Origin of the sequence: Lichenibacterium dinghuense (assembly GCF_021730615.1) — a bacterium.
GTDB classification, from domain to species: domain Bacteria; phylum Pseudomonadota; class Alphaproteobacteria; order Rhizobiales; family Beijerinckiaceae; genus Lichenihabitans; species Lichenihabitans dinghuensis.
In genome coordinates this window covers 1,378,477-1,401,485 of sequence record NZ_JAJLMN010000001.1, presented here as the reverse complement: position 1 = coordinate 1,401,485, position 23,009 = coordinate 1,378,477, and the positions used below count along the sequence as shown (strand labels likewise).

The 23,009-nt window shown below is 72.7% G+C and carries 24 protein-coding genes and 1 tRNA gene; 14 read left to right on the top strand and 11 right to left on the bottom strand.

Going from position 1 to position 23,009, the window contains the following annotated elements; all coding sequences use genetic code 11:
• The first annotated feature begins 73 nt into the window (after positions 1-73).
• The 3 genes from L7N97_RS06700 to L7N97_RS06690 all read left to right on the top strand — a co-directional run bounded on the left by L7N97_RS06700 (position 74) and on the right by L7N97_RS06690 (position 3,305).
• Complete coding sequence (locus L7N97_RS06700; protein ID WP_237477553.1) at positions 74-1,921, top strand: ABC transporter permease; 1,848 nt, start codon at positions 74-76, stop codon at positions 1,919-1,921.
• Positions 1,918-2,664, top strand: coding sequence for an ABC transporter ATP-binding protein (locus L7N97_RS06695; protein ID WP_237477552.1), 747 nt, complete (start codon positions 1,918-1,920; stop codon positions 2,662-2,664). Before L7N97_RS06700 ends, L7N97_RS06695 begins: the two co-directional genes overlap by 4 nt.
• Before the next feature lie 62 nt (positions 2,665-2,726).
• On the top strand, positions 2,727-3,305 hold the full coding sequence (locus L7N97_RS06690) for a methylated-DNA--[protein]-cysteine S-methyltransferase (RefSeq protein WP_237482075.1): 579 nt from the start codon (positions 2,727-2,729) through the stop codon (positions 3,303-3,305).
• On the opposite strand, the gene L7N97_RS06685 is transcribed toward L7N97_RS06690, so the two are convergent.
• The gene (locus L7N97_RS06685; protein WP_237477551.1) at positions 3,281-3,973 is read right to left on the bottom strand and encodes an MBL fold metallo-hydrolase; all 693 of its coding nucleotides are present in this window, start codon (positions 3,971-3,973) and stop codon (positions 3,281-3,283) included. The two genes, L7N97_RS06690 and L7N97_RS06685, sit on opposite strands and share 25 nt — an antisense overlap.
• Before the next feature lie 26 nt (positions 3,974-3,999).
• Complete coding sequence (locus L7N97_RS06680) at positions 4,000-4,287, bottom strand: putative quinol monooxygenase (RefSeq protein WP_237477550.1); 288 nt, start codon at positions 4,285-4,287, stop codon at positions 4,000-4,002.
• Positions 4,288-4,496: 209 nt separating this feature from the next.
• On the opposite strand from L7N97_RS06680, the gene glpD reads away from it, so the two are divergent.
• Positions 4,497-6,056 carry a glycerol-3-phosphate dehydrogenase gene (gene glpD / locus L7N97_RS06675; protein WP_237477549.1) on the top strand — a complete coding sequence of 520 codons (1,560 nt, stop codon included), beginning with the start codon at positions 4,497-4,499 and terminating at the stop codon, positions 6,054-6,056.
• 4 nt (positions 6,057-6,060) lie between these two features.
• Here glpD and L7N97_RS06670 read toward each other — a convergent pair whose 3' ends face one another.
• A complete protein-coding gene (locus L7N97_RS06670; RefSeq protein WP_237477548.1) occupies positions 6,061-6,852 on the bottom strand; it encodes a transporter substrate-binding domain-containing protein in 792 nt (263 codons plus the stop codon).
• Between the two features lie 1,001 nt (positions 6,853-7,853).
• Between L7N97_RS06670 and L7N97_RS06665 the strand changes: the two genes are divergently transcribed.
• Together L7N97_RS06665 and L7N97_RS06660 are read left to right on the top strand one after the other, a co-directional pair.
• Positions 7,854-8,258: a hypothetical protein gene (locus tag L7N97_RS06665; RefSeq protein WP_237477547.1), complete on the top strand. Its 405-nt coding sequence runs from the start codon at positions 7,854-7,856 to the stop codon at positions 8,256-8,258.
• Between the two features lie 51 nt (positions 8,259-8,309).
• Positions 8,310-8,570 carry a hypothetical protein gene (locus L7N97_RS06660; protein ID WP_237477546.1) on the top strand — a complete coding sequence of 87 codons (261 nt, stop codon included), beginning with the start codon at positions 8,310-8,312 and terminating at the stop codon, positions 8,568-8,570.
• Positions 8,571-8,579: 9 nt separating this feature from the next.
• Here the strand turns inward: L7N97_RS06660 and L7N97_RS06655 are convergent, their stop codons facing one another.
• From L7N97_RS06655 to rpiA, 4 genes are read right to left on the bottom strand one after another with little or no spacing between them, the layout of a single operon-like run.
• Positions 8,580-9,500: an alpha/beta hydrolase gene (locus tag L7N97_RS06655; protein WP_237477545.1), complete on the bottom strand. Its 921-nt coding sequence runs from the start codon at positions 9,498-9,500 to the stop codon at positions 8,580-8,582.
• A 20-nt stretch (positions 9,501-9,520) separates the two neighbouring features.
• Complete coding sequence (gene gor / locus L7N97_RS06650; protein ID WP_237477544.1) at positions 9,521-10,975, bottom strand: glutathione-disulfide reductase; 1,455 nt, start codon at positions 10,973-10,975, stop codon at positions 9,521-9,523.
• 36 nt (positions 10,976-11,011) lie between these two features.
• A complete protein-coding gene (locus tag L7N97_RS06645; protein WP_237477543.1) occupies positions 11,012-11,605 on the bottom strand; it encodes a DUF2059 domain-containing protein in 594 nt (197 codons plus the stop codon).
• Between the two features lie 5 nt (positions 11,606-11,610).
• On the bottom strand, positions 11,611-12,339 hold the full coding sequence (gene rpiA, locus L7N97_RS06640) for a ribose-5-phosphate isomerase RpiA (RefSeq protein WP_237477542.1): 729 nt from the start codon (positions 12,337-12,339) through the stop codon (positions 11,611-11,613).
• Positions 12,340-12,596: 257 nt separating this feature from the next.
• On the opposite strand from rpiA, the gene L7N97_RS06635 reads away from it, so the two are divergent.
• The gene (locus L7N97_RS06635; protein ID WP_237477541.1) at positions 12,597-12,881 is read left to right on the top strand and encodes a hypothetical protein; all 285 of its coding nucleotides are present in this window, start codon (positions 12,597-12,599) and stop codon (positions 12,879-12,881) included.
• 151 nt (positions 12,882-13,032) lie between these two features.
• Here L7N97_RS06635 and L7N97_RS06630 read toward each other — a convergent pair whose 3' ends face one another.
• Positions 13,033-13,416 carry a hypothetical protein gene (locus tag L7N97_RS06630; RefSeq protein ID WP_237477540.1) on the bottom strand — a complete coding sequence of 128 codons (384 nt, stop codon included), beginning with the start codon at positions 13,414-13,416 and terminating at the stop codon, positions 13,033-13,035.
• 105 nt (positions 13,417-13,521) lie between these two features.
• Between L7N97_RS06630 and L7N97_RS06625 the strand changes: the two genes are divergently transcribed.
• A complete protein-coding gene (locus L7N97_RS06625) occupies positions 13,522-14,238 on the top strand; it encodes an HAD family hydrolase (RefSeq protein ID WP_237477539.1) in 717 nt (238 codons plus the stop codon).
• On the opposite strand, the gene L7N97_RS06620 is transcribed toward L7N97_RS06625, so the two are convergent.
• Positions 14,217-14,291, bottom strand: a tRNA-Val gene (locus L7N97_RS06620). The genes L7N97_RS06625 and L7N97_RS06620 overlap by 22 nt on opposite strands.
• Before the next feature lie 197 nt (positions 14,292-14,488).
• On the opposite strand from L7N97_RS06620, the gene L7N97_RS06615 reads away from it, so the two are divergent.
• A complete protein-coding gene (locus L7N97_RS06615) occupies positions 14,489-15,133 on the top strand; it encodes a L,D-transpeptidase (protein ID WP_237477538.1) in 645 nt (214 codons plus the stop codon).
• Between the two features lie 31 nt (positions 15,134-15,164).
• Here the strand turns inward: L7N97_RS06615 and L7N97_RS06610 are convergent, their stop codons facing one another.
• Positions 15,165-15,539, bottom strand: coding sequence for a gamma-butyrobetaine hydroxylase family protein (locus tag L7N97_RS06610; RefSeq protein WP_237477537.1), 375 nt, complete (start codon positions 15,537-15,539; stop codon positions 15,165-15,167).
• 198 nt (positions 15,540-15,737) lie between these two features.
• Here L7N97_RS06610 and L7N97_RS06605 point away from each other — a divergent pair, with 198 nt between their 5' ends.
• The 3 genes from L7N97_RS06605 (at position 15,738) to moaA (ending at position 18,591) form a co-directional block, all read left to right on the top strand.
• A complete protein-coding gene (locus L7N97_RS06605) occupies positions 15,738-15,899 on the top strand; it encodes a DUF3311 domain-containing protein (RefSeq protein ID WP_237482073.1) in 162 nt (53 codons plus the stop codon).
• Between the two features lie 48 nt (positions 15,900-15,947).
• Positions 15,948-17,489, top strand: coding sequence for a monocarboxylate uptake permease MctP (gene mctP, locus L7N97_RS06600; RefSeq protein WP_237477536.1), 1,542 nt, complete (start codon positions 15,948-15,950; stop codon positions 17,487-17,489).
• 64 nt (positions 17,490-17,553) lie between these two features.
• The gene (gene moaA / locus L7N97_RS06595) at positions 17,554-18,591 is read left to right on the top strand and encodes a GTP 3',8-cyclase MoaA (RefSeq protein WP_237477535.1); all 1,038 of its coding nucleotides are present in this window, start codon (positions 17,554-17,556) and stop codon (positions 18,589-18,591) included.
• A gap of 275 nt (positions 18,592-18,866) precedes the next feature.
• Here moaA and L7N97_RS06590 read toward each other — a convergent pair whose 3' ends face one another.
• The gene (locus L7N97_RS06590; RefSeq protein WP_237477534.1) at positions 18,867-20,126 is read right to left on the bottom strand and encodes a type IV pili methyl-accepting chemotaxis transducer N-terminal domain-containing protein; all 1,260 of its coding nucleotides are present in this window, start codon (positions 20,124-20,126) and stop codon (positions 18,867-18,869) included.
• A 264-nt stretch (positions 20,127-20,390) separates the two neighbouring features.
• On the opposite strand from L7N97_RS06590, the gene L7N97_RS06585 reads away from it, so the two are divergent.
• Together L7N97_RS06585 and L7N97_RS06580 are read left to right on the top strand one after the other, a co-directional pair.
• Positions 20,391-21,695, top strand: a complete 1,305-nt coding sequence (locus L7N97_RS06585; protein ID WP_237477533.1) for a NarK family nitrate/nitrite MFS transporter — start codon at positions 20,391-20,393, stop codon at positions 21,693-21,695.
• Positions 21,696-21,811: 116 nt separating this feature from the next.
• A complete protein-coding gene (locus tag L7N97_RS06580) occupies positions 21,812-23,008 on the top strand; it encodes an L-dopachrome tautomerase-related protein (RefSeq protein ID WP_237477532.1) in 1,197 nt (398 codons plus the stop codon).
• Position 23,009 lies beyond the last annotated feature (1 nt).

Below are 23,009 nucleotides of genomic sequence, written 5' to 3'. Positions count from 1 at the left end.
AGGGCGAACTCTCCCCGTGGTCGGGATCTTCGGCTAGGCTGCGGCCGAGAGCGTCGCTGAGCGAGGGTCGGGTTTGGGTTTCGTCCTCGCGCAGTTCCTCACCGGCCTCGCCGGCGCGTCCTCGCTGTTCCTCGTGGCCTCCGGCCTGTCGATCGTCTTCGGCGTCACCCGCGTCGTGAACTTCGCCCACGGCGCCTTCGCGATGCTGGGCGCCTACGCGGCCTACACGCTGGCGGAGCGCTTCGAGGGGCCGCTCGGCTTCTGGGGCTCCATCGTCGCGGCCTCGCTCGCCACCGCCGCCGTCGGCGCGGCCGTCGAGGTCGTCCTGCTGCGCCGCCTCTACCGCGCGCCCGAGCTGTTCCAGCTCCTCGCGACCTTCGGCCTGACCCTCGTCTTCGAGGACCTCGTCGTGATCCTGTGGGGGCCGGACGACCTGCTCGGGCCGCGCGCGCCCGGCCTCGGCGGCGCGGTGCGGATCCTCGGGCAGCCCGTGCCGAGCTACGACCTGCTGCTGGTCGCCCTCGGGCCGCTCGCCCTCGGGCTCCTGTGGCTGCTGTTTCACCGCACGCGCTTCGGCGTGCTGGTGCGCGCCGCCACCGAGGACCGCGACACGCTGGCGGCGCTCGGCGTCGACGCGCGCTGGCTGTTCACCGCCGTCTTCGCGCTCGGCGCCCTCATGGCGGGCTTCGCCGGCGCCGTGCAGATCCCGCGCGAGGCCGTCGACCACGGCCTCGACCTCCGCCTCGTCGTCGACGCCTTCGCGGTGGTGGTGATCGGCGGCCTCGGCAGCGTCGGCGGCGCCTTCCTGGCCTCGGTGCTGGTGGCGGAGCTCGACAGCTTCGGGATCCTGCTCCTGCCCGGCCTGTCGCTGGTGCTGGTCTTCGCCGTGATGGCGGCCGTGCTGACGCTGCGGCCCCACGGCCTGCTCGGCCGCCCCCAGCCGCCGGCCCGCGCCGCCGTCGCGCCGGGCCTCCGCCCCTGGGCGCCCTTCGGCCCGCCCGCCCGCGCCGCCGTGGCCCTCGTCGTCGCGGTCCTGGCCTGCCTGCCGCTGTGGGGCGGCGACTACCTGCTCACGGTCGGAGCGCAGGTGCTGGTCTTCGCGGTCTTCGCGGCCAGCCTGCAGTTCCTCCTGTCGGCCGGCGGGCTGGTGAGCTTCGGCCACGCCGCCTCCTTCGGCCTCGGCGCCTACGGGGCGGCCCTCGCCGCCAGGCACCTCGGCCTGCCGATGCTGCCCGCGCTCGGCTGCGGCGTGGCCCTCGCGGCGGCCGGCGCCGCCCTGGCCGGGTGGTTCTGCGTGCGGCTGTCGGGCGTGTACCTCGCCATGCTCACCCTGGCCTTCGCCCAGATCGCCTGGTCGGTCGCCTTTACCTGGACGGCCGTCACGGGCGGCGACAACGGCCTCCTCGGCCTGCGCCCGGACGGCTGGGCCGCTTCACCCGGCGCCTTCTACCTCCTGTGCCTCGCCGGCGCGGTCGCGGCCGTGGCCCTCACCCGCGGCCTCGTCTTCTCGCCCTTCGGCTTCGGGCTGCGCGCCCTGCGCGACGCGGCCCCGCGCGCGGAGGCCCTCGGCCTCGCCCGCGCGCCGATGCAGTGGGCCGCCTTCGTGCTGGCCGGCGGATTGGCCGGCCTCGCGGGCGGCCTCTTCGCCTTCCTCAAGGGCAGCGTCTTCCCAGACGCGCTCGGCATCGCGACCTCGGTGGACGGGCTCGCCATGGTGCTGATCGGCGGCGTCGGCACCGTGTCGGGCGGCGTCGCGGGCGCGGCGGTCTACGAGGCCCTGTCGGTGTGGCTGGTGTCGGTGACCGACCATTCCAAGCTCGCGCTCGGCCTCGCCATCGTGGCGCTCGTGCTGCTCTGCCCGGCCGGCCTCGGCGGCCTTACGGCCCGCCTCGCGCGGCCCTCCGCCGGGGCGGAAGCGTGACGCCGCTCCTCGCCGCGTCGAATCTCGCGAAGTCCTTCGGCGGGGTCGAGGCCGTGCGCGGCGTGGGCCTCACGGTCGGGGCCGGCGAGGTCGTGGCGCTGATCGGACCCAACGGCGCCGGCAAGAGCACCCTGTTCGGCCTGCTGAACGGCCAGGTGAGGCCGGACGCCGGCACGGTGCGGCTCGCCGGCCGCGACGTCACCGGCTGGCCGCCGCGCCGCGTGGCGCGGGCCGGTGTCGGCCGCACCTTCCAGGTCGCCGCCACCTTCGGCTCCATGACGGTGCGCGAGAACGTCGGCACCGCCGTCCTGATCCGCACGGGGCGGGTCGGGCGGCTCCTCGGCCGTGCCGACGTGGGCGCCGAGGCCGAGGCGCTGCTCGACCGCGCCGGCCTCGTCGGCGCCGCGGACCGCCCCGCCGCGGCGCTGGCCTACGGCGACGTGAAGCGGCTCGAACTCGCCATGGCGCTGGCGGGCCGGCCGAGGCTGCTGCTGATGGACGAGCCCACCGCCGGCATGGCGCCCGGCGAGCGCGGCGCGACCATGCGGGCCACCGTCGCGGAGGCGCGGCGCGCCGGCATCGGCCTCCTGTTCACCGAGCACGACATGGACGTCGTCTTCGCCCACGCCGACCGCGTGCTGGTGCTGAGCCGCGGCCGGCTGATCGCGGAAGGCCCGCCCGAGGCCGTCCGGCGCGACCCGGAGGTGCGCGCCGTCTACCTCGGGGAAGACATCCGACGCTGACCGCGGGCTCGCTTTCGCGGCGGCGCGGAGCCGCTATGCTGTCCGCCAACCGGAGCCCCGCCATGCCGCCGACCCGCGCGCCCGACCGCCCGGCCGTCTCCACCCTCGCGATGGCCTCGCCGGTGGGCCGGCTGACGCTCGCCGCGACCGACCGCGGGCTCGCCGCCGTGCTGTGGGAGACGGACGGTCCCGGCCGCGTGCCGCTCGGCCCCGCCGTCGCGGCGCCCGGCCACCCCGTGCTGCGCGAGGCCGCGCGCCAGCTCGGCGAATATTTCGGGCGCGCGCGGCGCAGCTTCGACCTGCCGCTCGACTTTCACGGCACGGCTTTCCAGCGCCGGGTCTGGGCCGCGCTGCTGGCGATCCCCTACGGCGAGACGCGCAGCTACGGGGACATCGCCCGCGCGCTCGGCGACCCGAACCTCATGCGCGCGGTCGGCGCCGCCAACGGCCGCAACCCCGTCTCGATCGTGGCGCCCTGCCACCGCGTGGTGGGCGCCACGGGTCAGCTCACCGGCTTCGCGGGCGGGCTCGCGGCCAAGCGGTTCCTGCTGGAGCTGGAGGGCGGCGGGCAGGGCGACCTGTTCGGCGCGACGGCGCCGTCGTCCCCGTCACGACCTCAGCGCGACTGCTCGAACACGTAGACGTGCGGGGCGTCCTTCGGCAGCGTGTCGGGCGACAGCTCCATCTCCGAGCCGCCGACGCGGGTGACCCTGTCCGGGTCGAGGCGGTCGAGGAAGCGGTCGACGGGCTCGATCTTCAGCACGCCCTTCGGGCTGTAATAGTGCATGGGGATCACCACCCGCGGCCCGATCGCCCGGATTGCCTCGTCGAGGTCGTCGAGCGCGATGGTGGCGTGCTCGCCCGTCAGCGCCAGCAGCACGTCGACGTCGCCCTTCAGCGCCGCGAGCGCCTCCGGCGCCACGGGGTTGCCGATGTCGCCCATGTGCAGGAAGCGCAGGCCGCCGAGCTCGAAGTGGTAGAGCGCGTTGGCGTCGGGGTCGCGGCCGAACTCCGCCTGGTAGTCGAAGGTCCTGCTCTCGTAGGCCCGGAACGAGCGGACCGGGATGCCCTTCACCACCGTGCCCTCGGGCGGCAGCTCCAGCGTGTTGACGACGATCGGATCCCCTCGCACGTGCGAGGGGTCGGAGTGGAAATCGTCGGTCGCCGAGCTCATCAGCACGACGTCGGCCGGCTCCTCGATCGGGTCGAAGCCGCTGTTGCCGGGGCCGGGCGTATAGGGGTCGGTGATCACCGTCACGCCGTCCGCCTCCAGGCGGAAGCTCGCGTGCGCGTAGAACTTGATCTTCACGGGGGCTCCTCCAGGGATCGCGGCTTTCAGACCTTCTCGCCGGTGAAGAGGTCCCAGGTCTCGACGACGGCGTCCTGCTGCTCGCCGAAGGCCGCGAGGTGGGGCGACTTCATGTGGTCCTCCCAGAGGGGGCGGCTTTCCCAGGATTCGGTGAACATGAACAGGCCGGGGTCGTCGTGCGACCGGTGCAGGTCGTAGGTGACGCAGCCCTTCTCGGCGCGGGTCGGCGCGACGAGGCCGCGGCACAGGGCGGCGAGGTCCTCCTCGCGCCCGCTCTTGGCTTTCAGCTTGGCGATGACGGTCAGCGCTGCCATGGCGTCCTGCTCCCCGGAGTGCGGCACCGCTCGTGCCGCTTGGCGGAGAGAACTAAGGCGCACCCGCCGGCCCGTCCAGGCTCCGGCCCACCTCGCCTGCTCGCGATGCGTCGCCCGTCGATATTCGTTTTCGCGCTCGCTATGTTCGCTTGATTTGCGTAATCTTTCGTTTATCTCCGGCCCATACGCCACCGCTCGGGAGGACGGGCATGGACGCCAGCTATGATCTCGCCGTGATCGGCGGCGGCGTGAACGGTTGCGGCATCGCGCGCGACGCGGCCGGGCGAGGCTACCGCGTCCTCCTCTGCGAGCAGGACGACCTCGCCTCGGGCACCTCCTCGGCCGCCACCAAGCTGATCCACGGGGGCCTGCGCTACCTCGAACACCGCGAGTTCCGCCTCGTGCGCGAGGCGCTGATGGAGCGCGAGGTGCTGTGGGGCATCGCGCCGCACATCATCTGGCCGCTGCGCTTCGTGCTGCCCTACACGAAGGGCCTGCGCCCCGCCTGGATGCTGCGGCTCGGCCTGCTCATCTACGACAACCTCGGCGGCCGGAAGCGCCTGCCCGCGACCCGCACGCTCGACCTGCGCACCGACCCGGCCGGGCAGCCGCTGAAGCGCGGCCGCTACACCAAGGGCTTCGAATATTCGGACTGCTGGGTCGAGGATTCGCGCATGGTGGCGCTCAACGCGCGCGACGCCGCCGACCGCGGCGCCACCGTGTTGACCCGCACCAAGGCCGTGGGGGCCTTGCGCGGCGCGGACGGCTGGACGCTGACGCTGCAGGACCGCGCGACGCGCCAGACCCGCGACGTGAGGGCCGCCATGGTGGTCAACGCCGCCGGCCCCTGGGCCGGGCAGGTGCTCAACAACACGCTGGGCGAGAACGCCGCCGCCAAGGTGCGGCTCGTCCAGGGCTCGCACATCGTCGTGCGCAAGCTCTACGCGCACGACCGCTGCTACATCTTCCAGAACCCCGACGGCCGCATCTTCTTCGCCATCCCCTACGAGACCGACTTCACCCTGATCGGCACCACGGACCGCGACTACGCGGGCGACCCCGGCGACGTGCGGGCGACGCCGGAGGAGGTCGACTACATCTGCCGCTCGGCCAGCGAATATTTCGAGCGGCCGGTCACGGCGGCGGACGTGGTGTGGAGCTACTCGGGCGTGCGCCCGCTCTACGACAAGGGCGACGGCCAAGCCCAGGCGGCGACGCGCGACTACGTGCTCGACGTCGACGCGCCCGCGGGCCGCGCGCCGCTGCTCAGCATCTTCGGCGGCAAGCTCACCACCTACCGCCGCCTCGCCGAGCACGCGATGGAGCTGATGGTGCCGCTCCTGCCCGAGCCCCACCGTCCCGGCGGGCTCGGCCCCGGCTGGACCGGGCGCGAGCCGCTGCCCGGCGGCGACTTCCCGGTCGACGGCTTCGAGGCGCTGGTGGCGGAGCTTCGCGCGCGCTGGCCCTTCCTCGCGCCCGCCCACGCGCGCCGGCTCGCGCGCCATTACGGCACGGCGGCCCGCGCCATCCTGGGCGACGCGGCGTCGATGGCCGACCTCGGCCGCGACTTCGGGGCGACCCTGACCGAGGCCGAGCTCGACCACCTCGTCGCGCGGGAATGGGCCCGCACGGCGGCCGACGTCGCGTGGCGCCGCACCAAGCTCGGGCTGCGGCTGACCCCGGCCGAGATGGAGGCGCTCGACGCCGCCCTGGCCGACAAGCTCGCGCGGGGCGCGGCCCCGGCGCCGAGCCTCGCCGCCGCGCGCTGAACGTTCACGGCCCCACGGCCTCGCGGGTCAGGCCGAAGGCGTCGAAGGCACGGCGCACCGTGCCGTCGCGCTTGGCGCGGTCGAGAAAGGCGGTCGCGGCCGCCAGCGCGGCCGGGCGCCCCGGCGGCACCGCGATCGAGATGGTCGTGCGCTGGAAGTTGCCGTCGAGGACGTGGCTGCCCGGCACGCTCGGGGCGATCTGCTCGAGGCTGTCGCGGCTCAGCGCCAGCGCGTCCGCGCGCCCGTCGCGCAGCATCGCCACCGCCTCGTCGACGCTGCGCACCGGCACGGGCTGCGTGGCCTGCAGCGTCTGCGCCGCGGCGCGGATCGTGGTCGTGTCGGCGACGGCCACGACGCGCACGCCCGGCCGGTCGACCTCCGCCAGCGTCGCGATCTTCGAGGCCTCCGACACCAGATAGGTGCTCTCGATCGTGTAATAGCCCGGCCCGAAGGCGACCCGCGCGCTGCGCGCCGGGTCCACCGGCATGAAGGCCACGTCGACCGTGCCGCTCGCCACCGCGTCGGTGCATTCGCCGCTGTTGGGGTAGACCGTGTCGGCGAACGGCACGCCGAGTTCGGCCGCGAAGGCCCGCCCGAGGTCCACCGTGACGCCGCGCGGCGCGCCTTCCGGGCCGACGGCGGTGAAGAACACGCCCGCGCGCGGCGCCCGCACCACGCCGACCCGCAGCGTTCCGGTGGGCGCGACCGCGCCGGCCCGGTCCGACGCTGCCCCCGCCGGCTCGGCCGCGGCCAGCATCGGGAGCAGGAGCGAGGCGAGGCCGAGGGCGCGGAGCATGGCGGGATCTTTCGGGGGCGGGGCCGGCATCGGCAGCCGATGGCCAACGCGGCGACACGCACGTCGGTGCCTCTCGCCGCGGCCCCGGTCCTCCCGGGCCCCCCAGTCGCGCGCCTGCGATCTGCAGAGCTCCGGCCCGCGAGACTGCCGTCACGCTCGCGATCGATTTGCAGCGAAGCAGTTCAGGGTGATCCGGAGGGGATCGAAGTCGTCCGAATTCGGAAAACTTATTGAAAAATAAATTCAATACTGGGGGCGGGCCGCGTGGAGGCGGGCGACGGCCGTCAGCCCCCGAGCATGCCGCGCACCACCACGGCCATCCGCTCGGCGCGGGCCACGACTTCGCACGTCGGGGCTTCCCGCCGTGGTGGGGTCTCATGGCGGTCTGACGGTGGCGGGCGCCGGCGGGTTCCGTCATCGACGGCGTCCACGGCCCGGCGACGCCCCCCGTCGAGGGCGCGCGGGCCGCGAGCATGGCGGCCGGGTCGAGGCTTGGCCCTCGACGCGGCGCGGCAGGCGCTCGGGGGCCTCGCCGACGCGATCGCCCTCGATCGGGTGGCGTCCGGGGACAAGGCGCGGCGGGGATCTCGGGGATCGGCCGTCGCGGCCCTCGATCCTCGACGAGCCGCGCTCCGACCGGCCTCCGGCGGCCTGAGATCGGTGGCCCGACCCTGTCCTGCCGGTCTCCGCTTCGCACCCCGATCGGAGGTGGGCTGCGAGCCTCGGAGCCGACCGCGCGGGAGCCCGCCTCGAAGGCCGCCTTTCGGACCGGCGGTCGGGCCAGTCGCGCGAGCCAGCCGCCTTCGGCGCCGAGCGCGCACCGGTGCCGAACGATCGCGTCGCGATGAAGCCGCCCCTGTACCCTATGTTATTTACGCAACATGGGATTTCTGAACTAATCGCTTCGAGCAGCAGGCCTGTAACAAATTCTTATACCTGAGGATCGACCGTGGGCAGGGCCCTATCGCCTTCCGTGGTCACAACCCGTCACAGGTGCGATCATGACCGATGCCGGCTATACGATCTCGGGCGATGCCCTGTCCCGTTCGAAACCCGTGCCCGACGGGGCGGGCGCTCATCTGGCGGAGCAGGTCGGCATCGAGGCCGACCGGCTCAGCGGGGCCGTGAAGGACGGCGTCGAAGCCGCCGAGGCGGCGTCGAAGACCTACGGCGCCGTGGTCCTGGACGCCTACGCCAGGATGATCCGGGTCTCGATGCATCAGACCATCGACGTCGGCCATCACCTGCTCGCGCTGATGAAGGTCAGGACGCCGGCCGACGCGCTGAGGATCAACCTGGAATTCGCGCAGAGCCAGATCGCGTCGGCGCAGGGGCGACTCCGGGACGTGCTCGGCCTGACGTCGCCCCCGTCCGACGAGGGCGGCGGCATGCAGGGCCGGGCGTGAAGGTGTCGCGCGGCGGCTTCGGGCGAGGCCACGCAGGGGGAGGGGCGCCCGATGCAGGCTGAAGAGCGGGCCATGCGGATGCTGCAGGCCGCCGAGGCGAGCCAGACCGAGATGCGTTCGATCCTGCGGCTGGAGCAGATCGCCATCAAGGGCTCCTTCGACCCCGGCCTCCTGACGTCGGTCGAGTTGAAGGAGCTCTGCTCCCTGGTGCTCCGCCACCTGACCTGGATGCCGAGGCGGGCGACGGAGCCGCGCCTCGGCGCGCGCGAGCCGTCGCGGAGGAGCGTCGCCGCCGGTCCGGCCCCGCCCTGACGGCGCCGTTCAACCCATCGCGAGCCGCGCGCCGAGCTCCGCCGCGATGTCGGCCAGCGCCGCGCGGGCCGCCGGCACGAGCCCCGTCAGCCCGTAGAAGTGGTGGATCATGCCGGGATGGCAGCGGTGCCGCACCGGGACGCCCGCCGCGGCGAGCCGCTCGGCGTAGAGGGCGCCCTCGTCGCGCAGGGGGTCGAACTCCGCGGTGTGGATCAGCGCGGGCGGGCGGCCGGCGAGGTCCGGATCGCGGAGCGGGGACAGCCGCGGGTCGGCGAGGTCGAGCGCGCCCGGCGCGCAATCGGCGAGGTCCCGGGCCATCATGGCGGCGTCGAGGAGGTGGCCCCGCGCGAAGAGGCGGCGGGACTCCGTGTCCGGGGCCGCGTCGAGCGCGGGGCACAGCAGGAGTTGCAGCGCCACGCGGGTGCGGAGCGCCCCCGCCGCCAGGGTGGCGAGCGTGCCGCCGGCCGAGTCGCCGCCGACGGCGACGCGCGCCGGGTCCAGGCCGAACTCCGCCGCGCGGCCGAGCGCGTCACCCGCGGCCGCGACGGCGTCCTCGGCCGCGGCCGGGAACGGGTGCTCGGGCGCGAGGCGGTAGCCGACCGACAGCACGCGGCAGTCGGAGCCCGCCGCCAGCGCGCGGCACAGCGCGTCGTGGGTGTCGAGGTCGCCGGCCACGAGCCCGCCGCCGTGGAAATACACGAGGCCCGGCGCGGTGCCGTCCCGCGGCGCGTAGAGCCGCGCGGGCAGGGGGCCGGCGGCGCCGGCGATCCGCACGTCGCTGACCGAGGCCACCGCGGGCGGCGTCCCCGCCATCCGCATCAGCGCCGCGAAGCCGTCGCGGCGCGCGGCGGCCGACACGCCCGGCCAGTCGGTCGGCCGCGCGGCGCCCAGCATCGCCAGGAGCCGCGCGGCCTGCGGGTCGATCGGCACGGCGCGGCGCCGTCCCGGCGTCAGGCCCCGGCCATGCCGGTGTGCTGGCGGGCGCGGGCGCCCTCGTGCATGGCCTCGTCCGCGCCGCCGCCCGTCGTCACGGCGCGGACGTGGCGGGCCGAGCGGGTCCGCATGGTGACGATCTCCTCCGCCATGGTGGGGTGGACCGCCATGGTGGCGTCGAAGTCGGCCTTGGTGGCGCCCATCCGCACCGCGATGGCGCACATCTGGATCATCTCGCCGGCCTCGGGCCCGAGGATGTGGACGCCGAGCACGCGGTCGGTGACGCCGTCCACCACGAGCTTGAACAGCACCTTCTCCTTCCGGCCCGACACCGTCGCCTTCAGCGGCCGGAAGCCGGCCTTGAAGATGTCGACCACGTCGTGGCGCTCGCGGGCCTGACGCTCGGTGAGGCCGATCGATCCGATCTCGGGCGTGCAGAAGACCGCCGACGCCACGTGGGCGTGGTCGACGCTGGTGGGACGCCCGCCGAACAGCGTGTCGGCCAGGGCGTGGCCCTCGCGCACCGCGACGGGGGTGAGGTTGACGCGGTCGGTGACGTCGCCGACGGCGTGGATCGACGGCACGGAGCTGTGCGAGAAGGCGTCGACCTTGACGGCGCCCTTGCGGTCGAGCGCCACGCCGGCCTCGGCGAGGCCCATGTTGCGGGTGTTGGGCGCGCGGCCCGTCGCCATCAGGACCTGGTCGGCCGCGACCGTCGAGCCGTCCGGCATCAGCACCTCGATCCGCCCGTCCGAGCGGGTGAGGGCGCGGGGCAGCGTGCGCGGCAGCAGCGTGATGCCGGCCTCGCGCAGCGCCTCGGCCAGGCCGTCGCGCATGTCGTCGTCGAAGCCCGACAGGATCTGGTCGCCGCGGAACATCACCGTCACCTCGGCGCCGAGCCGGGCGAAGACGGACGCGAACTCGAGCCCGATGTAGCCGGCGCCCACCACCACGAGGCGGCGCGGGAACTCCCTGAGGTCGAAGATCTCGTTCGACGTGATCGCGTGTTCGAGCCCGGGGATGTCGGGGTGCATGGTCGGGCGGCCGCCGGTCGCCACCAGGATGTGCTCGGCCTCGACGCGGCGGCCGTCCGTCAGCACCACGGCATTGGGGCCGTCGATCCGGGCGCGGGCCTCGACGAAGGACGCGCCGGCCTTCTCCAGGTTCTGCCGGTAGAGCCCGGACAGGCGGGTGATCTCCGCCTCCTTGGCCCGCACGAGGTGCGGCCAGTCGAAGCGCGTGGCGCCGAGCGTCCAGCCGAAGCCCGCGGCGTCGGCGAACTCGTCGGCGAAGCGGCTCGCGTAGACGTAGAGCTTCTTCGGCACGCAGCCGCGGATCACGCAGGTGCCGCCGATGCGGAAGTCCTCGGCCACCATGACCTTGGCGCCGTGGCTGGCCGCGATGCGGCCGGAGCGGACGCCGCCCGAGCCGGCGCCGATGACGAAGTAATCGACCCGGTCGGGCGTGCTCATCGGCTCATCCTCGAATCTTCCGTCCCGGACCGGAGGTCAGAACTTGTCGCCCTTCTTCTCCATCTCCTGCTGGACGCGCTTCATCATGAAGGTGGAGGTTTCCTGGGTCCAGGCCTGCATGGCCACCACGAGCTCGTCGAGCATCAGCGGCTGGGCGTTGACGTAGTTCTTGCCCGCGGGGCTGTCGAAGAAGGCGGCCGTGGCCTTCAGGTCCTCGAGGCTCATGTGGCGGGCGTAGATGCGCGCCGCGATGTCGAGCATGTCGTTCGACTTCTGATTGAACTCGGGCTGCAGCTGCTCCAGCACGGCCGTGAGGCTCTTGGACAGCTCCGGCCGCGAGCGGGTGATCACGAGCGGGATCTGCTCCTCGAGCTGGGGCACCATGGGCTCGAACGAGCGCGCCATGCCGGAGGCCGTGACGACCTGCCGCGCCGCGGCGAGCTTCTCGGGCGACACCTCGGGCTGCGGGAGCGCCGGCACCGGGGCGGGCAGGGCCGGAGCCGCCGGCGCGGCGGGGGCCGCCGGGGCGGGCGCGGCCGGGGCGGGGGCCGGCGGCGTCTGCGCGGACGCCGGGGCTGCGGCGAGGGCCAGCAGCGCGGCGGCGGCGGCGAAGCGGAACTTGGACGTCATCGACTTCAGGTCCTCGAAGGGTTGGGGCTCGGCCGTTCCACGACCAGCGTGCCCGCGTCGCCGTCCGTGACGACGGCCGAGGCCAGCCCGATGAAAAGCCCGTGCTCCACCACCCCCGGGATCGCGACGAGGCGATCGGCCAGGGCTTCGGGGTCGGGGATGGGGTCGAAGCGGCAGTCCAGGATCAGGTGGCCGCCGTCGGTGACGAAGGGGGAGCCGTCCGGCCCGCGCCGCAGCGCGACGGGTCCGCGCGCGCCCGCGAGCTCGCCGGCGCGCTCGACCTTGGCCCTGGTGGAGGCGAGCCCGAAGGCGTTGACCTCGACCGGCAGCGGGAAGGCGCCGAGGCGCTCGACGCGCTTCGAGGCGTCGGCGATCACGACCATGCGGGCCGAGGCCGAGGCCACGATCTTCTCGCGCAGCAGCGCGCCGCCGCCGCCCTTGATGAGGCGCAGCTCGGGGTCGAACTCGTCGGCGCCGTCGACCGTGAGGTCGAGCTCCGGCAGGTCGTCCAGCGTGGCGAGGCGGATGCCCAGCCCCTCGGCCTGCAGCCGCGTGCGCTCGGAGGTGGGGACGCCGACGACGTCGAGGCCGCCGCGGACGCGCTCGGCCAGCAGATCAACGAAGTGCTTGGCGGTCGATCCCGTGCCGAGCCCGAGCCGCATGCCGTCCTCGACGAAGGCGAGCGCCCTGGCGGCGACGCGGCGTTTCGAGGCTTCGTCCGACTGTTCGGCCATGCTGGCTCGTCGTTGGCGCGGGTGGAGGATGGTGCGGCGGGGACCGCCGGACGGCCGGACACGTATCGTGGGGTGGAGCGAAAAGCAAACGACGGGGCGCCCGGCCGGGCGGAGCCGCGGCGCAACCGGACGGCTTCACCTCGCGTTCAGCAACCCGACTCTAGGCTCGAACCCATCGATCCTGAGTGTCGATCCTGCGATGCAGGCGTCGCGGCCGGCACGCCGGCCCTCACTCCTCCCAGCTCAAGGAGCTCACCATGTCCGCAGTCAAGAAGAGTGTCGCGGCCGGGCTCGCTGCCCTGACCCTCGGAACAGCCACGATCGCCTCCTCGTCGCCGGCCGAGGCTTGGTGGCGCTACGGCTGGGGCGCCCCCGTGGCGGCCGGCGTGCTCGGCGGCCTCGCGGCCGGCGCCATCATCGGCAGCGCCGCCCGCCCCTACGGTTACGGCTACGGCCCGGGGCCCTATCCCTGCGTGCGCCGCCGCCCCGTCTACGACGCCTACGGCAACTTCGCCGGCTACCGCCCCGTGCGGGTGTGCTGAGCCAAGCCTGACGTCCAGAGCTCGGCCAGCCCGGCCTCGCGGTCGGGCCGCGCCAGCGAGACCCCCCGGTTCGCGCCCCACCGGGGGGTCTTCGCAGATCAGGAGCCGCCCCGGACCGGCCGGGGCGGCTCTTTTCGCGTGCGGGGGCGGCTCACTTGGCCTGCGGGGTGCAGACCACGGCGCCGTTCAGCACGTAGCAGATCGACATGGTGCCGGCGCGCACGTCGACCCGGAACACCCCGCCCTCCTTGTCGTGGTGCGACGCCACGAGGCTGTACTCGCTCTGCGCCTGGGCCCCCGCGCCGAGCCCCGGCGGATAGCAGAGCGTCACGCCCACGTCGTCCTTCTTGTCGTCGGCCCCCTGCGCGAGCCCGTACTGGCAGGCCCCCATCTCGCCCGTCGCCTTGTCGAGTCGGTAGACCCGGTTGAGGTTCGTCTCCGGCGCGGCCAGGAACTCGTAGGTCGCGGCCGAGGCCGCCGGCGCGGCCAGGAGCAGCGCCGCGGCGCAGCCCGCCGCCATCGCGGTCCGTGTCATGTCGTGTGTCTCCGGCGCCCCTGGATTGAGGTAGGGTTTATCCCGCATGCGGCGGCCCGTTTCCAGCCCGGGCGACGCCCGGCACGGGGCCGCAGCGGAGACAGAATGACCGACCCCACCCCCCTCGTCGTGTTCGACCTCGACGGCACGCTGGCCGAGACGGCCGGCGACCTCATGGGCGCGCTGAACCACGTTCTGTCGCTCGACGGCCTGCCGCCCCTGCCGGTCGAGCAGGCGCGCAGCCTGCTCGGCGCCGGCGGCCGGGCGCTGATCCGCCGCGGCTTCGCGGCGGCCGGCCGGCCCCTCGACGAGTCGCGCCTGGAGGACCTGTTCGGCCTGTTCCTGGCCTTCTACGAGGATCACATCGCCGACCACTCGCACCTCTACCCCGGCGTGGTGGAAGCGCTCGACCGGCTGGAGCGGGGCGGCTACGCCTTCGCGGTCTGCACCAACAAGATGGAGGCCGCGGCCCGGCAGCTCCTCGCGGCGCTGGGCGTCGCGGGGCGCTTCAGGGCCATCTGCGGGCAGGACACGTTCGCCGTGTTCAAGCCCGAGCCCGGCGCGCTGCTCGGCACGATCGAGCGCGCCGGCGGCGACCCCGCGCGCTGCGTGATGGTGGGCGACAGCCGCACCGACATCGACACCTCCAAGGCGGCCCGGGTGCCCTGCATCGCGGTGGACTTCGGCTACACCGACCGGCCCGTGGAGGAGTTCGGCCCGGACCGCGTCATCGGCCACTTCGACGCCCTGGCGGACGCTGTGGCGATGCTGATGAAGGGGAAGGACGGTCCGGAGGATGGTGGTGGGCGCGACAGGGATTGAACCTGTGACCCTTCGCGTGTGAAGCGAATGCTCTCCCGCTGAGCTACGCGCCCGAACCGTGGCGCTGGATTACCCAGCGTCGGCGGCGGTGTCAAGCGGGTCGGAGGCGGCCGTCTCCGCTGTTGTCGGCGGAGCACACCCGGCGGCAATGCGGGCCGCGCCCGCGGCACCCGTTGCGGCGCGGCCGCCCCGCTGGGACAGTGCGCCGGGAAGCCGGCGAGGCGGCTGCTCCCACCCTCAGAGGTCGACCATGCGGATCTGCACCTTCGTCCTGGCCGGCGCCGCCAGCCTCGCGGCGCTCGTCTCGGCGGCGGCGGCCCCGCGCGCCGCGGACGACGGGGTGCGCCTGCTGCCCAAGGCCCCGCCCGCCCCGGACGCCCGCCCCGCCCTCGACAACCCCGACCATTGGCAGCCCGGCGCGGACGTCGACATGGTGGACGGCGACTACGGCAAGGCCGTCCCGCGCGAGACCGTGGCCTATGCCGGCGGGCAGCCGCCGGGCACGATCGTGGTGTCGACGCGCGAGCGGCGCCTGTATCTCGTGCTGCCCGGCGGCCAGGCAATCCGCTACGGCGTCGGCGTCGGGCGGCCCGGCTTCGCCTGGGCGGGCGGCCAGACGATCACGGCCAAGCGCGAATGGCCGGACTGGACGCCGCCCGCCGCCATGGTGAAGCGCCATCCCGAGATCCCGCACCACATGGCGGGCGGGCCCGACAACCCGCTCGGCGCCCGCGCCCTGTATCTCGGCCGCAGCGAGTACCGCATCTACGGCTCCAACGAGCCCGACACGATCGGCCAGGCCACGTCTTCGGGCTGCATCCGCATGACCAACGCGGACGTCACCGACCTCTACGACCACGTCGCGGTCGGCACGCGGGTGGTGGTGCAGCCCTGAGGGATCGCCGGGCGGGAGCCGCCGGGCGCCCTCACCTCCCGAAGCTCGGCACGTCGCGCGACAGGCCCTTGGCCTCGAGCTCGCCGAGGTAGTGCGCCCATTTGGCGTCGTGCTCGGCGCCGAGCTCGTAGAGGTAGTCCCAGGTGAAGAGCCCGCTGTCGTGGCCGTCGTCGAAGACGAGCTTCACCGCGTAATGGCCCACCGGCTCCACCCCCGTGACGATCACCCGGCGCTTGCCGCCCACCGTGCGCTTCTCGGCCGCCGTGTGGCCCTGCACCTCGGCGCTCGGGCTCGACACGCGCAGGTATTCGGCCGCGAGCTCGAAGGTCGCGTCGTCGTAGGCGACGCTCAGCGCCCGGCCCCCGTCCTTGAGCCTGATCTCCGTCGGCCAGTGCGCCGTCGCCATGCCGTGTTCCCCGACCGAATGTGAAAATTATTGCCACAATTGACATCGGCATTGTACGGTCGCGGTCAAGCCCCGGCCGCGTCGCGCCCGTGGAGCAACGCACCTTGGGGGGGAGAGGGCATGGTCCAGCGGACCGACGGTCGACCGCTTCGCGACTTCGACGACAGCGCGGAAGGCCGCAAGCGTCACTCGCCCTGGCTGTGGCTGCTGCTGATCCCCTATCCGGCCCTGCTGTGGGTGCCGTTCTACAACGCGGTCGAGCCGCGGTTCTTCGGCTTCCCCTTCTTCTACACCTACCAGATGGCCTTCGTGGTCTTCACCGCGATCCTGACCGGCTTCGTCTTCCTCGTCACCGACTGACGTCGCGCGCCCCGCCCCGCGTCGAAACCGAATCCCCCTGAGAGAACCATGTCGGTCAACTGGATCGCCCTGATCGTCTTCGTCGTCTGCTTCGCAGGCGTCACCTATCTCGGCTTCGCCTCCGCCAACTGGCGCAAGGGCGACCTCGACCTCCTGCACGAGTGGGGCCTCGGCGGCGGAACCTTCGGCACGCTGATCACCTGGTTCCTGATCGGCGGCGACATCTACACCGCCTACACCTTCATCGCGATCCCGGCCCTGGCCTTCGGGGCCGGCGCCATCGCGTTCTTCGCCGTGCCCTACACGACGCTGATCTACCCCATCACCTTCGTGGTCTTCCCGCGCATGTGGTCGGTGTGCCGCCGCCACGGCTACATCACGGCGGCGGATTTCGTGCGCGGCCGCTTCGGCAACCGCTGGCTCGCCCTCGCGGTCGCGGTGACGGGCCTCGTCGCCACCATGCCCTACATCGCGCTCCAGCTCGTCGGCCTCGAGGTCGTCATCGCCGGCCTCGGCCTGCCCACCTCCGGCGTGCTGAGCGAGCTGCCGCTGCTCATCGCCTTCGTGATCCTGGCGGCCTTCACCTACACGTCCGGCCTGCGCGCCCCGGCCTCCATCGCGGTGGTCAAGGACGTGATGGTCTACATCGTGATCTTCGCCGCCGTGGGCGTCGTCATCAGCCGCTTCGGCGGCTTCGGCCCGATCTTCGACGCCGTTCCGGCCGCCAAGGTCGTTCTCGCGACGCCCCCGGCCGGCTCAACCGGCGCCTACACGACCTACGCCAGCCTGGCGCTGGGTTCCGCAGCGGCGCTGTTCATGTACCCGCACGCGCTGACCGCCATCCTCAGCTCGTCGACGCGCGACGTCATCCGCCGCAACTCGGCGCTGCTGCCCGCCTATTCGCTGGTGCTGGCCTTCCTGACGCTGCTCGGCTTCATGGCCATCAAGATGGGCGTCGGCCAGAACCCGGCCTACGCCGACCTCTTCAAGCACTATTCCAACACCTTCGCGGTGCCGGCGCTGTTCCTGGACATCTTCCCGTCCTGGTTCGCGGGCTTCTCCTTCGCGGCCATCGGCATCGGCGCGCTGGTGCCGGCCGCCATCATGTCGATCGCGGCCGCCAACCTGTGGACCCGCAACATCCACCTCGAGTTCATCAACCCGCGCGCCACCCCGCAGCAGGAAGCCAAGATGGCGAAGCTCGTGTCGCTGGTGGTGAAGCTCGGCGCGCTCTACTTCGTGGTCGGCCTGGAGAAGGACTTCGTCATCACGTTGCAGCTCCTCGGCGGCGTGTGGATCATCCAGACCCTGCCGGCGGTGCTGATCGGCCTCTACACCCGCTGGTTCAACTCCTGGGCGCTGCTCCTCGGCTGGGCGGTCGGCATGGGCTTCGGCACCTACGCGGTGTCGCTGACCGGCTTCAAGAACGCCACCTACACGCTGAACCTGTTCGGCTTCACCGTGCCGGCCTTCGCCGCCGTCTACGCGCTGCTGGCCAACCTCATCGTGGCCGTGATCGTGACGCTGCTGGCCAACATGCTGGCGAGCCCGGAGCGCCGCGACGCCACGGTCGCGGCCGACTACCTGTGATGCGCGGGCCGCGCCGGGGCCGGACAGCCTACCGTCCGGCCCCGGCGCGGCCTATATAGCGCCCATGCTTCAACTGCCCGCCACAGGCTTCGCCGCAGCAGAGCCCGCGCCTCTGGTCGACCCCTTCGGCCGGGCGATCACCTATCTGCGCGTCTCCGTGACGGACCGCTGCGACTTCCGCTGCGTCTACTGCATGTCGGAGCAGATGCAGTTCCTGCCCAAGCGCGACCTCCTCACGCTGGAGGAACTCGACCGCCTGTGCACGGCCTTCGTGGAGCGCGGCACCCGCAAGCTGCGCATCACGGGCGGCGAGCCCCTGGTGCGGCGCGACGTCATGCAGCTGTTCCGCCGCCTGTCGCGGCACCGCGCGACCGGCGCCCTCGGCGAGCTGACGCTGACCACCAACGGCTCGCAACTCGGCCGCTTCGCCGCCGAGCTGGCCGACTGCGGGGTCGAGCGGGTCAACGTGTCGCTCGACACGCTGGACGCGGCCAAGTTCGGCGTCATCACCCGCTGGGGCAGCTTCGATCGCGTGGTCGACGGCATGGCGGAGGCGCGACGCGCGGGCCTCAAGGTCAAGGTCAACGCCGTCGCGCTGAAGGGCGTCAACGAGGACGAACTCGCCGACATGGTGGCCTGGTCGCACGACCGCGGCATGGAGATCACCTTCATCGAGGTCATGCCGCTCGGCGAGGAGGGCGGCGACCGCTCGGACCAGTTCCTGTCGCTGGAGGAGGTGCGCCACCGCCTCGGAGAGCGCTTCACGCTGGAGCCGCTGTCCGTGTCGACGGGCGGCCCGGCCCGCTACTCGCGCGTGGCCGAGACGGGCGGGCGGGTCGGCTTCATCACGCCGCTGACGCACAACTTCTGCGAATCCTGCAACCGCGTGCGCGTCACCTGCACGGGCACGCTCTACATGTGCCTCGGCCAGAACGACGCCGCCGACCTCCGCGCGGCCCTGCGCTCCGACGACACCGACGCGGCGCTCGACGCCGCCATCGCGGAAGCGATCTCGCGCAAGCCCAAGGGCCACGACTTCGTCGCCGACCGCCTCGCCGCCAAGCCCCGCGTCGGGCGTATGATGAGCACCACGGGGGGGTGAGGGTCGACGACGCCCGAGGAGAAGCTGGCGGCGAAGCGGGCCAACGAGGGGACGAGGGCGCCCGCCGGCTTCTTCGACGATCTCGCGGTCGGCATCCTGATCGCCGGTCTTTCAGCCCCATGGGTCGCGGTTCATCCCGAGCCGGCGTGGGTCGCGGCGGGGCCGGTCGTGATCGCCGGCGGGCTCCATCTCTGCGCTCAGTCACTTGCACGTGGCTCCAGACCCGCGCCCACGAACGCAAGCGGGGCAAGCGCCCGCCGGCCGAGTGAGGCCGCTCACGCCATCAGCGACTGGATGCCCTGCTCGTAGAGCGCCGTCAGCTCGCCGAACCGCGCCAGCAGCGCCTCGCTCAGCGCCGCCACCTCGTTCGCGTCGACCGGCGCGGCCGCGGCCCGCCTGAACCCGGCCCAGGCGGCCAGGGCCGCCGCCCTCACGGCCTGGATCTCGGCCGTGCTGAGAGGCGTGGCGGCCAGGAAGGCGAGCCCCTGCTCGAACTCCGCCTCGGCCCGGCGCGCCTCGGCCTCGGCGTTCGGCCCGGCGCCGGGCAGCGTCGACAGGATGGCCGCCTTGGCGATGCGCTGACACAGCATGCGCTGTCGCCCCGACACGTTGATGACGCGCAGCGCCGCCGTGAAGCCCGCCGTCTCGAGGTTGCGGGTCAGCGCCTCGGCCTGGTGGAGCAGCCGCTCCGCCAGAACGTCGACGTCGCCGAGGCGCGCCGCCTGGGGCCGCCCGTGCAGCGCCGACTTCAGGGCCGTCCAGGGCGCCAGCACGCCGTCGAGCAGGTCGCCGAAGGTGGGCTTCGACAGCGTGCGGCCGAGCACCGCCAGGTTGGCCTCGACGCGCTCGACGGAGTCGCGGAGCAGCGCCGCGGCCTCCTCGGCCGCGACGCCCGCGCAGCCCTGGGCGTAGAGCTTCACCATCCGCTGCGACAGCATGCGGAGCTGGCCGGCGCGGTTGACAGCGTCCGCGTAGCGGGTGGCGTCGATCACCTGCTGGGCCACCTGCCCGATGCGCTGCTTCGACTGCATCGCGGCCGAGCGCAGCACCTTGAACGCTTCCTCCTCGGGCACGTTGCGCACCCGCATCAGGATGCCCTTGGCGCGGTCGACGAGCTTGCGCTCCGTGAAGCGGTCGCGGACCTCGCTGAGCTCCTCGCGCAGCGACTGCTCGCGGCGGAAGCGCGCCTGGGCGACGTGGATCACCGAGCGCAGCCGCGCCGGCGCGTAGCCGTTCACCACGTAGGCGTGGACGCCCGCCTCGGCGGCGCGCTCGATCTTCTCGGCGTCGGGGTCGCCCGTGAACAGCACCACGGGGCGGGGCGCCGTGTGCTGCAGCGTTGCCGTGACCGCGAAGAGGGCATCGCCGGGGTGAATATCATAGCAGACGACCACGTCCGGGGCGGCGCGGATGACGTCCTGCACCATGGTCTTGAGCGCCAGCGGCCCCGCCACGGTCAGGCCCACGCCTTCGAGATCCTGGCCGAGCGCGGGCGCGCCGGGGCCGCCTGAGGAGAAGAACGAGACCGATGTCATCTGCCGACCGGGAGCGAGGGACGCCCGGCCGTCTGCAAGCGCTGCGCCGTCCGTCTGGCATGCCTTGTGCAACGCAACATGCGGCTGCACTGGAGCGGCCGACTTTCGTCTCGCACGCCGAGTCGTGCCCACAGAGCCGTGGGCAATCCGTGCCTTTTCCCGTCCGATGGGCGGAGACGACGCCGCTTGGAGCGCAAAATGGCAGTTGGGACGCCGACCGGTAAGGCAACACGCATCGACCTGTTCAGCCTGAGGACGCCGCAGATGCGCGCGTTCCACCTGACCTGGGTCGCCTTCTTCGTCTGCTTCTTCGCCTGGTTCGCCACGGCGCCGCTGATGCCGACGATCGCCAAGGACCTGTCCATGACCAAGGACCAGGTCTACAACATCACCATCGCGGGCGTGTTCGCCACGATCCTGGCCCGCATGGTCATCGGGCCCATGTGCGACAAGTACGGCCCCCGCATCACCTACACGATCCTGCTGGCGCTGGGCTCGATCCCGGTGTTCCTGGTCGGCTTCGCCCAGGACTACGCGAGCTTCCTGATCGCGCGCCTGTTCATCGGCGTGATCGGCGCCTCCTTCGTCATCACCCAGTACCACACGTCCGTGATGTTCGCCCCGAACGTGGTCGGCACCGCCAACGCGACCGTGGGCGGCTGGGGCAACGCCGGCGGCGGCGTGACCCAGAGCGTCATGCCGGTGATCTTCGCCGCCATCGCGGCCTACGGGGTGAGCAGCTCGCTGAGCTGGCGCTACGCCATGATTCTGCCCGGCGTGCTGATGCTGATCGTCGCCGTGCTGTACTGGAAGTTCACGCAGGACACGCCGCTCGGCAACATCGTGGAGCTGCGCCGGCAGGGCATCGCGGTCGACTCCGGCAAGAAGGGCGGCTGGGACGTGATGAAGGTCGCGGCCAGGAACTACCGCGTCTGGCTGCTGGCCGCCTGCTACGGCGCGTCCTTCGGCGTCGAACTCTTCGTGCACTCGATCGCGGTCACCTACTTCTTCAACAAGTTCCAGATGACGCAGGAGAACGCCGGCTACGCGGTCGGCGCATTCGGTTTGCTGGCCCTGTTCGCCCGCGCGCTCGGCGGCCTGCTGTCCGACCGCGTGGCCTCCACCAGGGGGCTCGACGGCCGCACCTGGCTGCTCTTCGCCATGCTGATGCTGGAGGGCGGCTTCCTGATCGCCTTCTCGCAGTCCGATTCGATCGCGGTGGCGGTGGCGTTCCTGCTGGTCTTCGGCCTGTTCACCCACATGGCCTGCGGCTCGCTCTACGCGCTCGTGCCCTTCATCGACCGCAAGGTCCTGGGTGGGGTCGCCGGCATCATCGGCGCGGGCGGCAACATCGGCGGCGTGCTGGCGGGCTTCCTCGCGCGCGGCACCGGCAACGTGCAGGAAACCTTCCTGATCCTCGGCATCGCCGCCGTGGTCTGCGCCTGCGGCTCGGCCCTGATCCGCTTCTCGATCGTGCACAAGCAGAACGAGCAGGCCCTCTACGACGAGGCCGTGGCCCAGCGCCGCGCCGCCTCCGGCAACGCCGAGGGCGTGGTCGTCGCGGCCTGACCCGACGCGAAGGCGCGAGCCCGCCGCGGGGCGACCCGCGGCGGTTTCGCGTGCCGGGGAACGGGGGCCGGATGCGCCACGTTCGGGGACCACATCGTCCCCATCCCGGATCGTCCATGACCCGCAGCCTGTCCTTCCGCCGCGCCCTGCTCGGCGCCTCCGCGCTCGGCCTCGCCGCGCTCGCCGGTTCCGTCCCGGCCTCCGCCGCCGCGCAGATGGCCTCCGCCCCGCTCGCCAAGCCCGACGCGCCCACGGCCAAGCTCGAGAAGGTGATGAGCTTCGATCGTCAGGTGACGGGCGTCGCCGTGTCGGAGGACGGCCGCGTCTTCGTCAACTTCCCGCGCTGGTACGAGGATTCGCCGGTCTCGGTCGCTGAGATCAAGGGCGGCAAGCTCGTCCCCTATCCGGACGCCGAGTGGAACAGCTACCGCGACGCCGACCCCAAGGACCCCGGCACGCATTTCGTCTGCGTCCAGGCTGAGACGGCGGACGGGCACGGCCACCTGTGGGTGATCGACCCGGCGGCGCCCGCCACCGGCTTCATCGTGCCGGGCGGCCCGAAGCTCGTCGAGATCGACCTCAAGACCGACAAGGTCATCAACAGCTACAGGTTCGGCGGCGACGTCGCCCCCCAGGGCTCCTACCTCAACGACATCCGCGTCTCGGCGGACGGGCGCTGGGTCTACATGACGGACAGCGGCGCGCAGGGCGCGCTCGTCGTGCTCGACACCGAGAGCGGCAAGGCGCGCCGCGTGCTCGACGGCGCCACCTCGACGCAGGTCGACAAGAGCGTCGCGGTGGTGGTGAACGGCAAGGAGCTGCGCAGGGCCGACGGGAGCGGCGTGCAGTTCGCGGCCGACTCGATCTCGCTCGACCCCAAGGGCGAGTACGTCTACTTCCAGCCCGTCACCGCCAAGGCGCTCTACCGGATCCCCACCGCGGCGCTGCAGGACGCGAGCCTCACGCCGGACCAGATGTCCGCCAAGGTCGAGACCGTGTCGGCGAGCGAGCCCAACGACGGGCTGTGGCAGGACAAGTCCGGCAAACTCTATTTCACGGCCGTGCAGAAGAACGCGGTCGAGACGCAGGAGCCGGGCGCCAAGGAGCGCCACACGCTCGTCAAGGACCCGCGCCTCGTGTGGCCCGACACCTTCGCGGAAGGGCCGAACGCCGAGCTCTACGTGACCAACTCGGCCATCTCGAACGAGCCGCAATTCAACCCTAAGGGCTGGACGGAGCGGACCTTCAATCTGTGGAAGATCGTGCCCGCGAAGAAGGGCGAGATCGCCGGAAACCCCGCCTTCGACAAGTAGG

Coding starts and splice junctions, on each gene's coding strand:
- L7N97_RS06690 (WP_237482075.1), top strand. CDS start 2,727: ATGCCGCCGACCCGCGCGCCCGACCGCCCGGCCGTCTCCACCCTCGCG.
- L7N97_RS06680 (WP_237477550.1), bottom strand. CDS start 4,287: ATGGCAGCGCTGACCGTCATCGCCAAGCTGAAAGCCAAGAGCGGGCGC.
- glpD (WP_237477549.1), top strand. CDS start 4,497: ATGGACGCCAGCTATGATCTCGCCGTGATCGGCGGCGGCGTGAACGGT.
- L7N97_RS06670 (WP_237477548.1), bottom strand. CDS start 6,852: ATGCTCCGCGCCCTCGGCCTCGCCTCGCTCCTGCTCCCGATGCTGGCC.
- L7N97_RS06665 (WP_237477547.1), top strand. CDS start 7,854: ATGACCGATGCCGGCTATACGATCTCGGGCGATGCCCTGTCCCGTTCG.
- L7N97_RS06660 (WP_237477546.1), top strand. CDS start 8,310: ATGCAGGCTGAAGAGCGGGCCATGCGGATGCTGCAGGCCGCCGAGGCG.
- gor (WP_237477544.1), bottom strand. CDS start 10,975: ATGAGCACGCCCGACCGGGTCGATTACTTCGTCATCGGCGCCGGCTCG.
- L7N97_RS06645 (WP_237477543.1), bottom strand. CDS start 11,605: ATGACGTCCAAGTTCCGCTTCGCCGCCGCCGCCGCGCTGCTGGCCCTC.
- rpiA (WP_237477542.1), bottom strand. CDS start 12,339: ATGGCCGAACAGTCGGACGAAGCCTCGAAACGCCGCGTCGCCGCCAGG.
- L7N97_RS06635 (WP_237477541.1), top strand. CDS start 12,597: ATGTCCGCAGTCAAGAAGAGTGTCGCGGCCGGGCTCGCTGCCCTGACC.
- L7N97_RS06630 (WP_237477540.1), bottom strand. CDS start 13,416: ATGACACGGACCGCGATGGCGGCGGGCTGCGCCGCGGCGCTGCTCCTG.
- L7N97_RS06625 (WP_237477539.1), top strand. CDS start 13,522: ATGACCGACCCCACCCCCCTCGTCGTGTTCGACCTCGACGGCACGCTG.
- L7N97_RS06615 (WP_237477538.1), top strand. CDS start 14,489: ATGCGGATCTGCACCTTCGTCCTGGCCGGCGCCGCCAGCCTCGCGGCG.
- L7N97_RS06610 (WP_237477537.1), bottom strand. CDS start 15,539: ATGGCGACGGCGCACTGGCCGACGGAGATCAGGCTCAAGGACGGGGGC.
- mctP (WP_237477536.1), top strand. CDS start 15,948: ATGTCGGTCAACTGGATCGCCCTGATCGTCTTCGTCGTCTGCTTCGCA.
- moaA (WP_237477535.1), top strand. CDS start 17,554: ATGCTTCAACTGCCCGCCACAGGCTTCGCCGCAGCAGAGCCCGCGCCT.
- L7N97_RS06590 (WP_237477534.1), bottom strand. CDS start 20,126: ATGACATCGGTCTCGTTCTTCTCCTCAGGCGGCCCCGGCGCGCCCGCG.
- L7N97_RS06585 (WP_237477533.1), top strand. CDS start 20,391: ATGCGCGCGTTCCACCTGACCTGGGTCGCCTTCTTCGTCTGCTTCTTC.
- L7N97_RS06580 (WP_237477532.1), top strand. CDS start 21,812: ATGACCCGCAGCCTGTCCTTCCGCCGCGCCCTGCTCGGCGCCTCCGCG.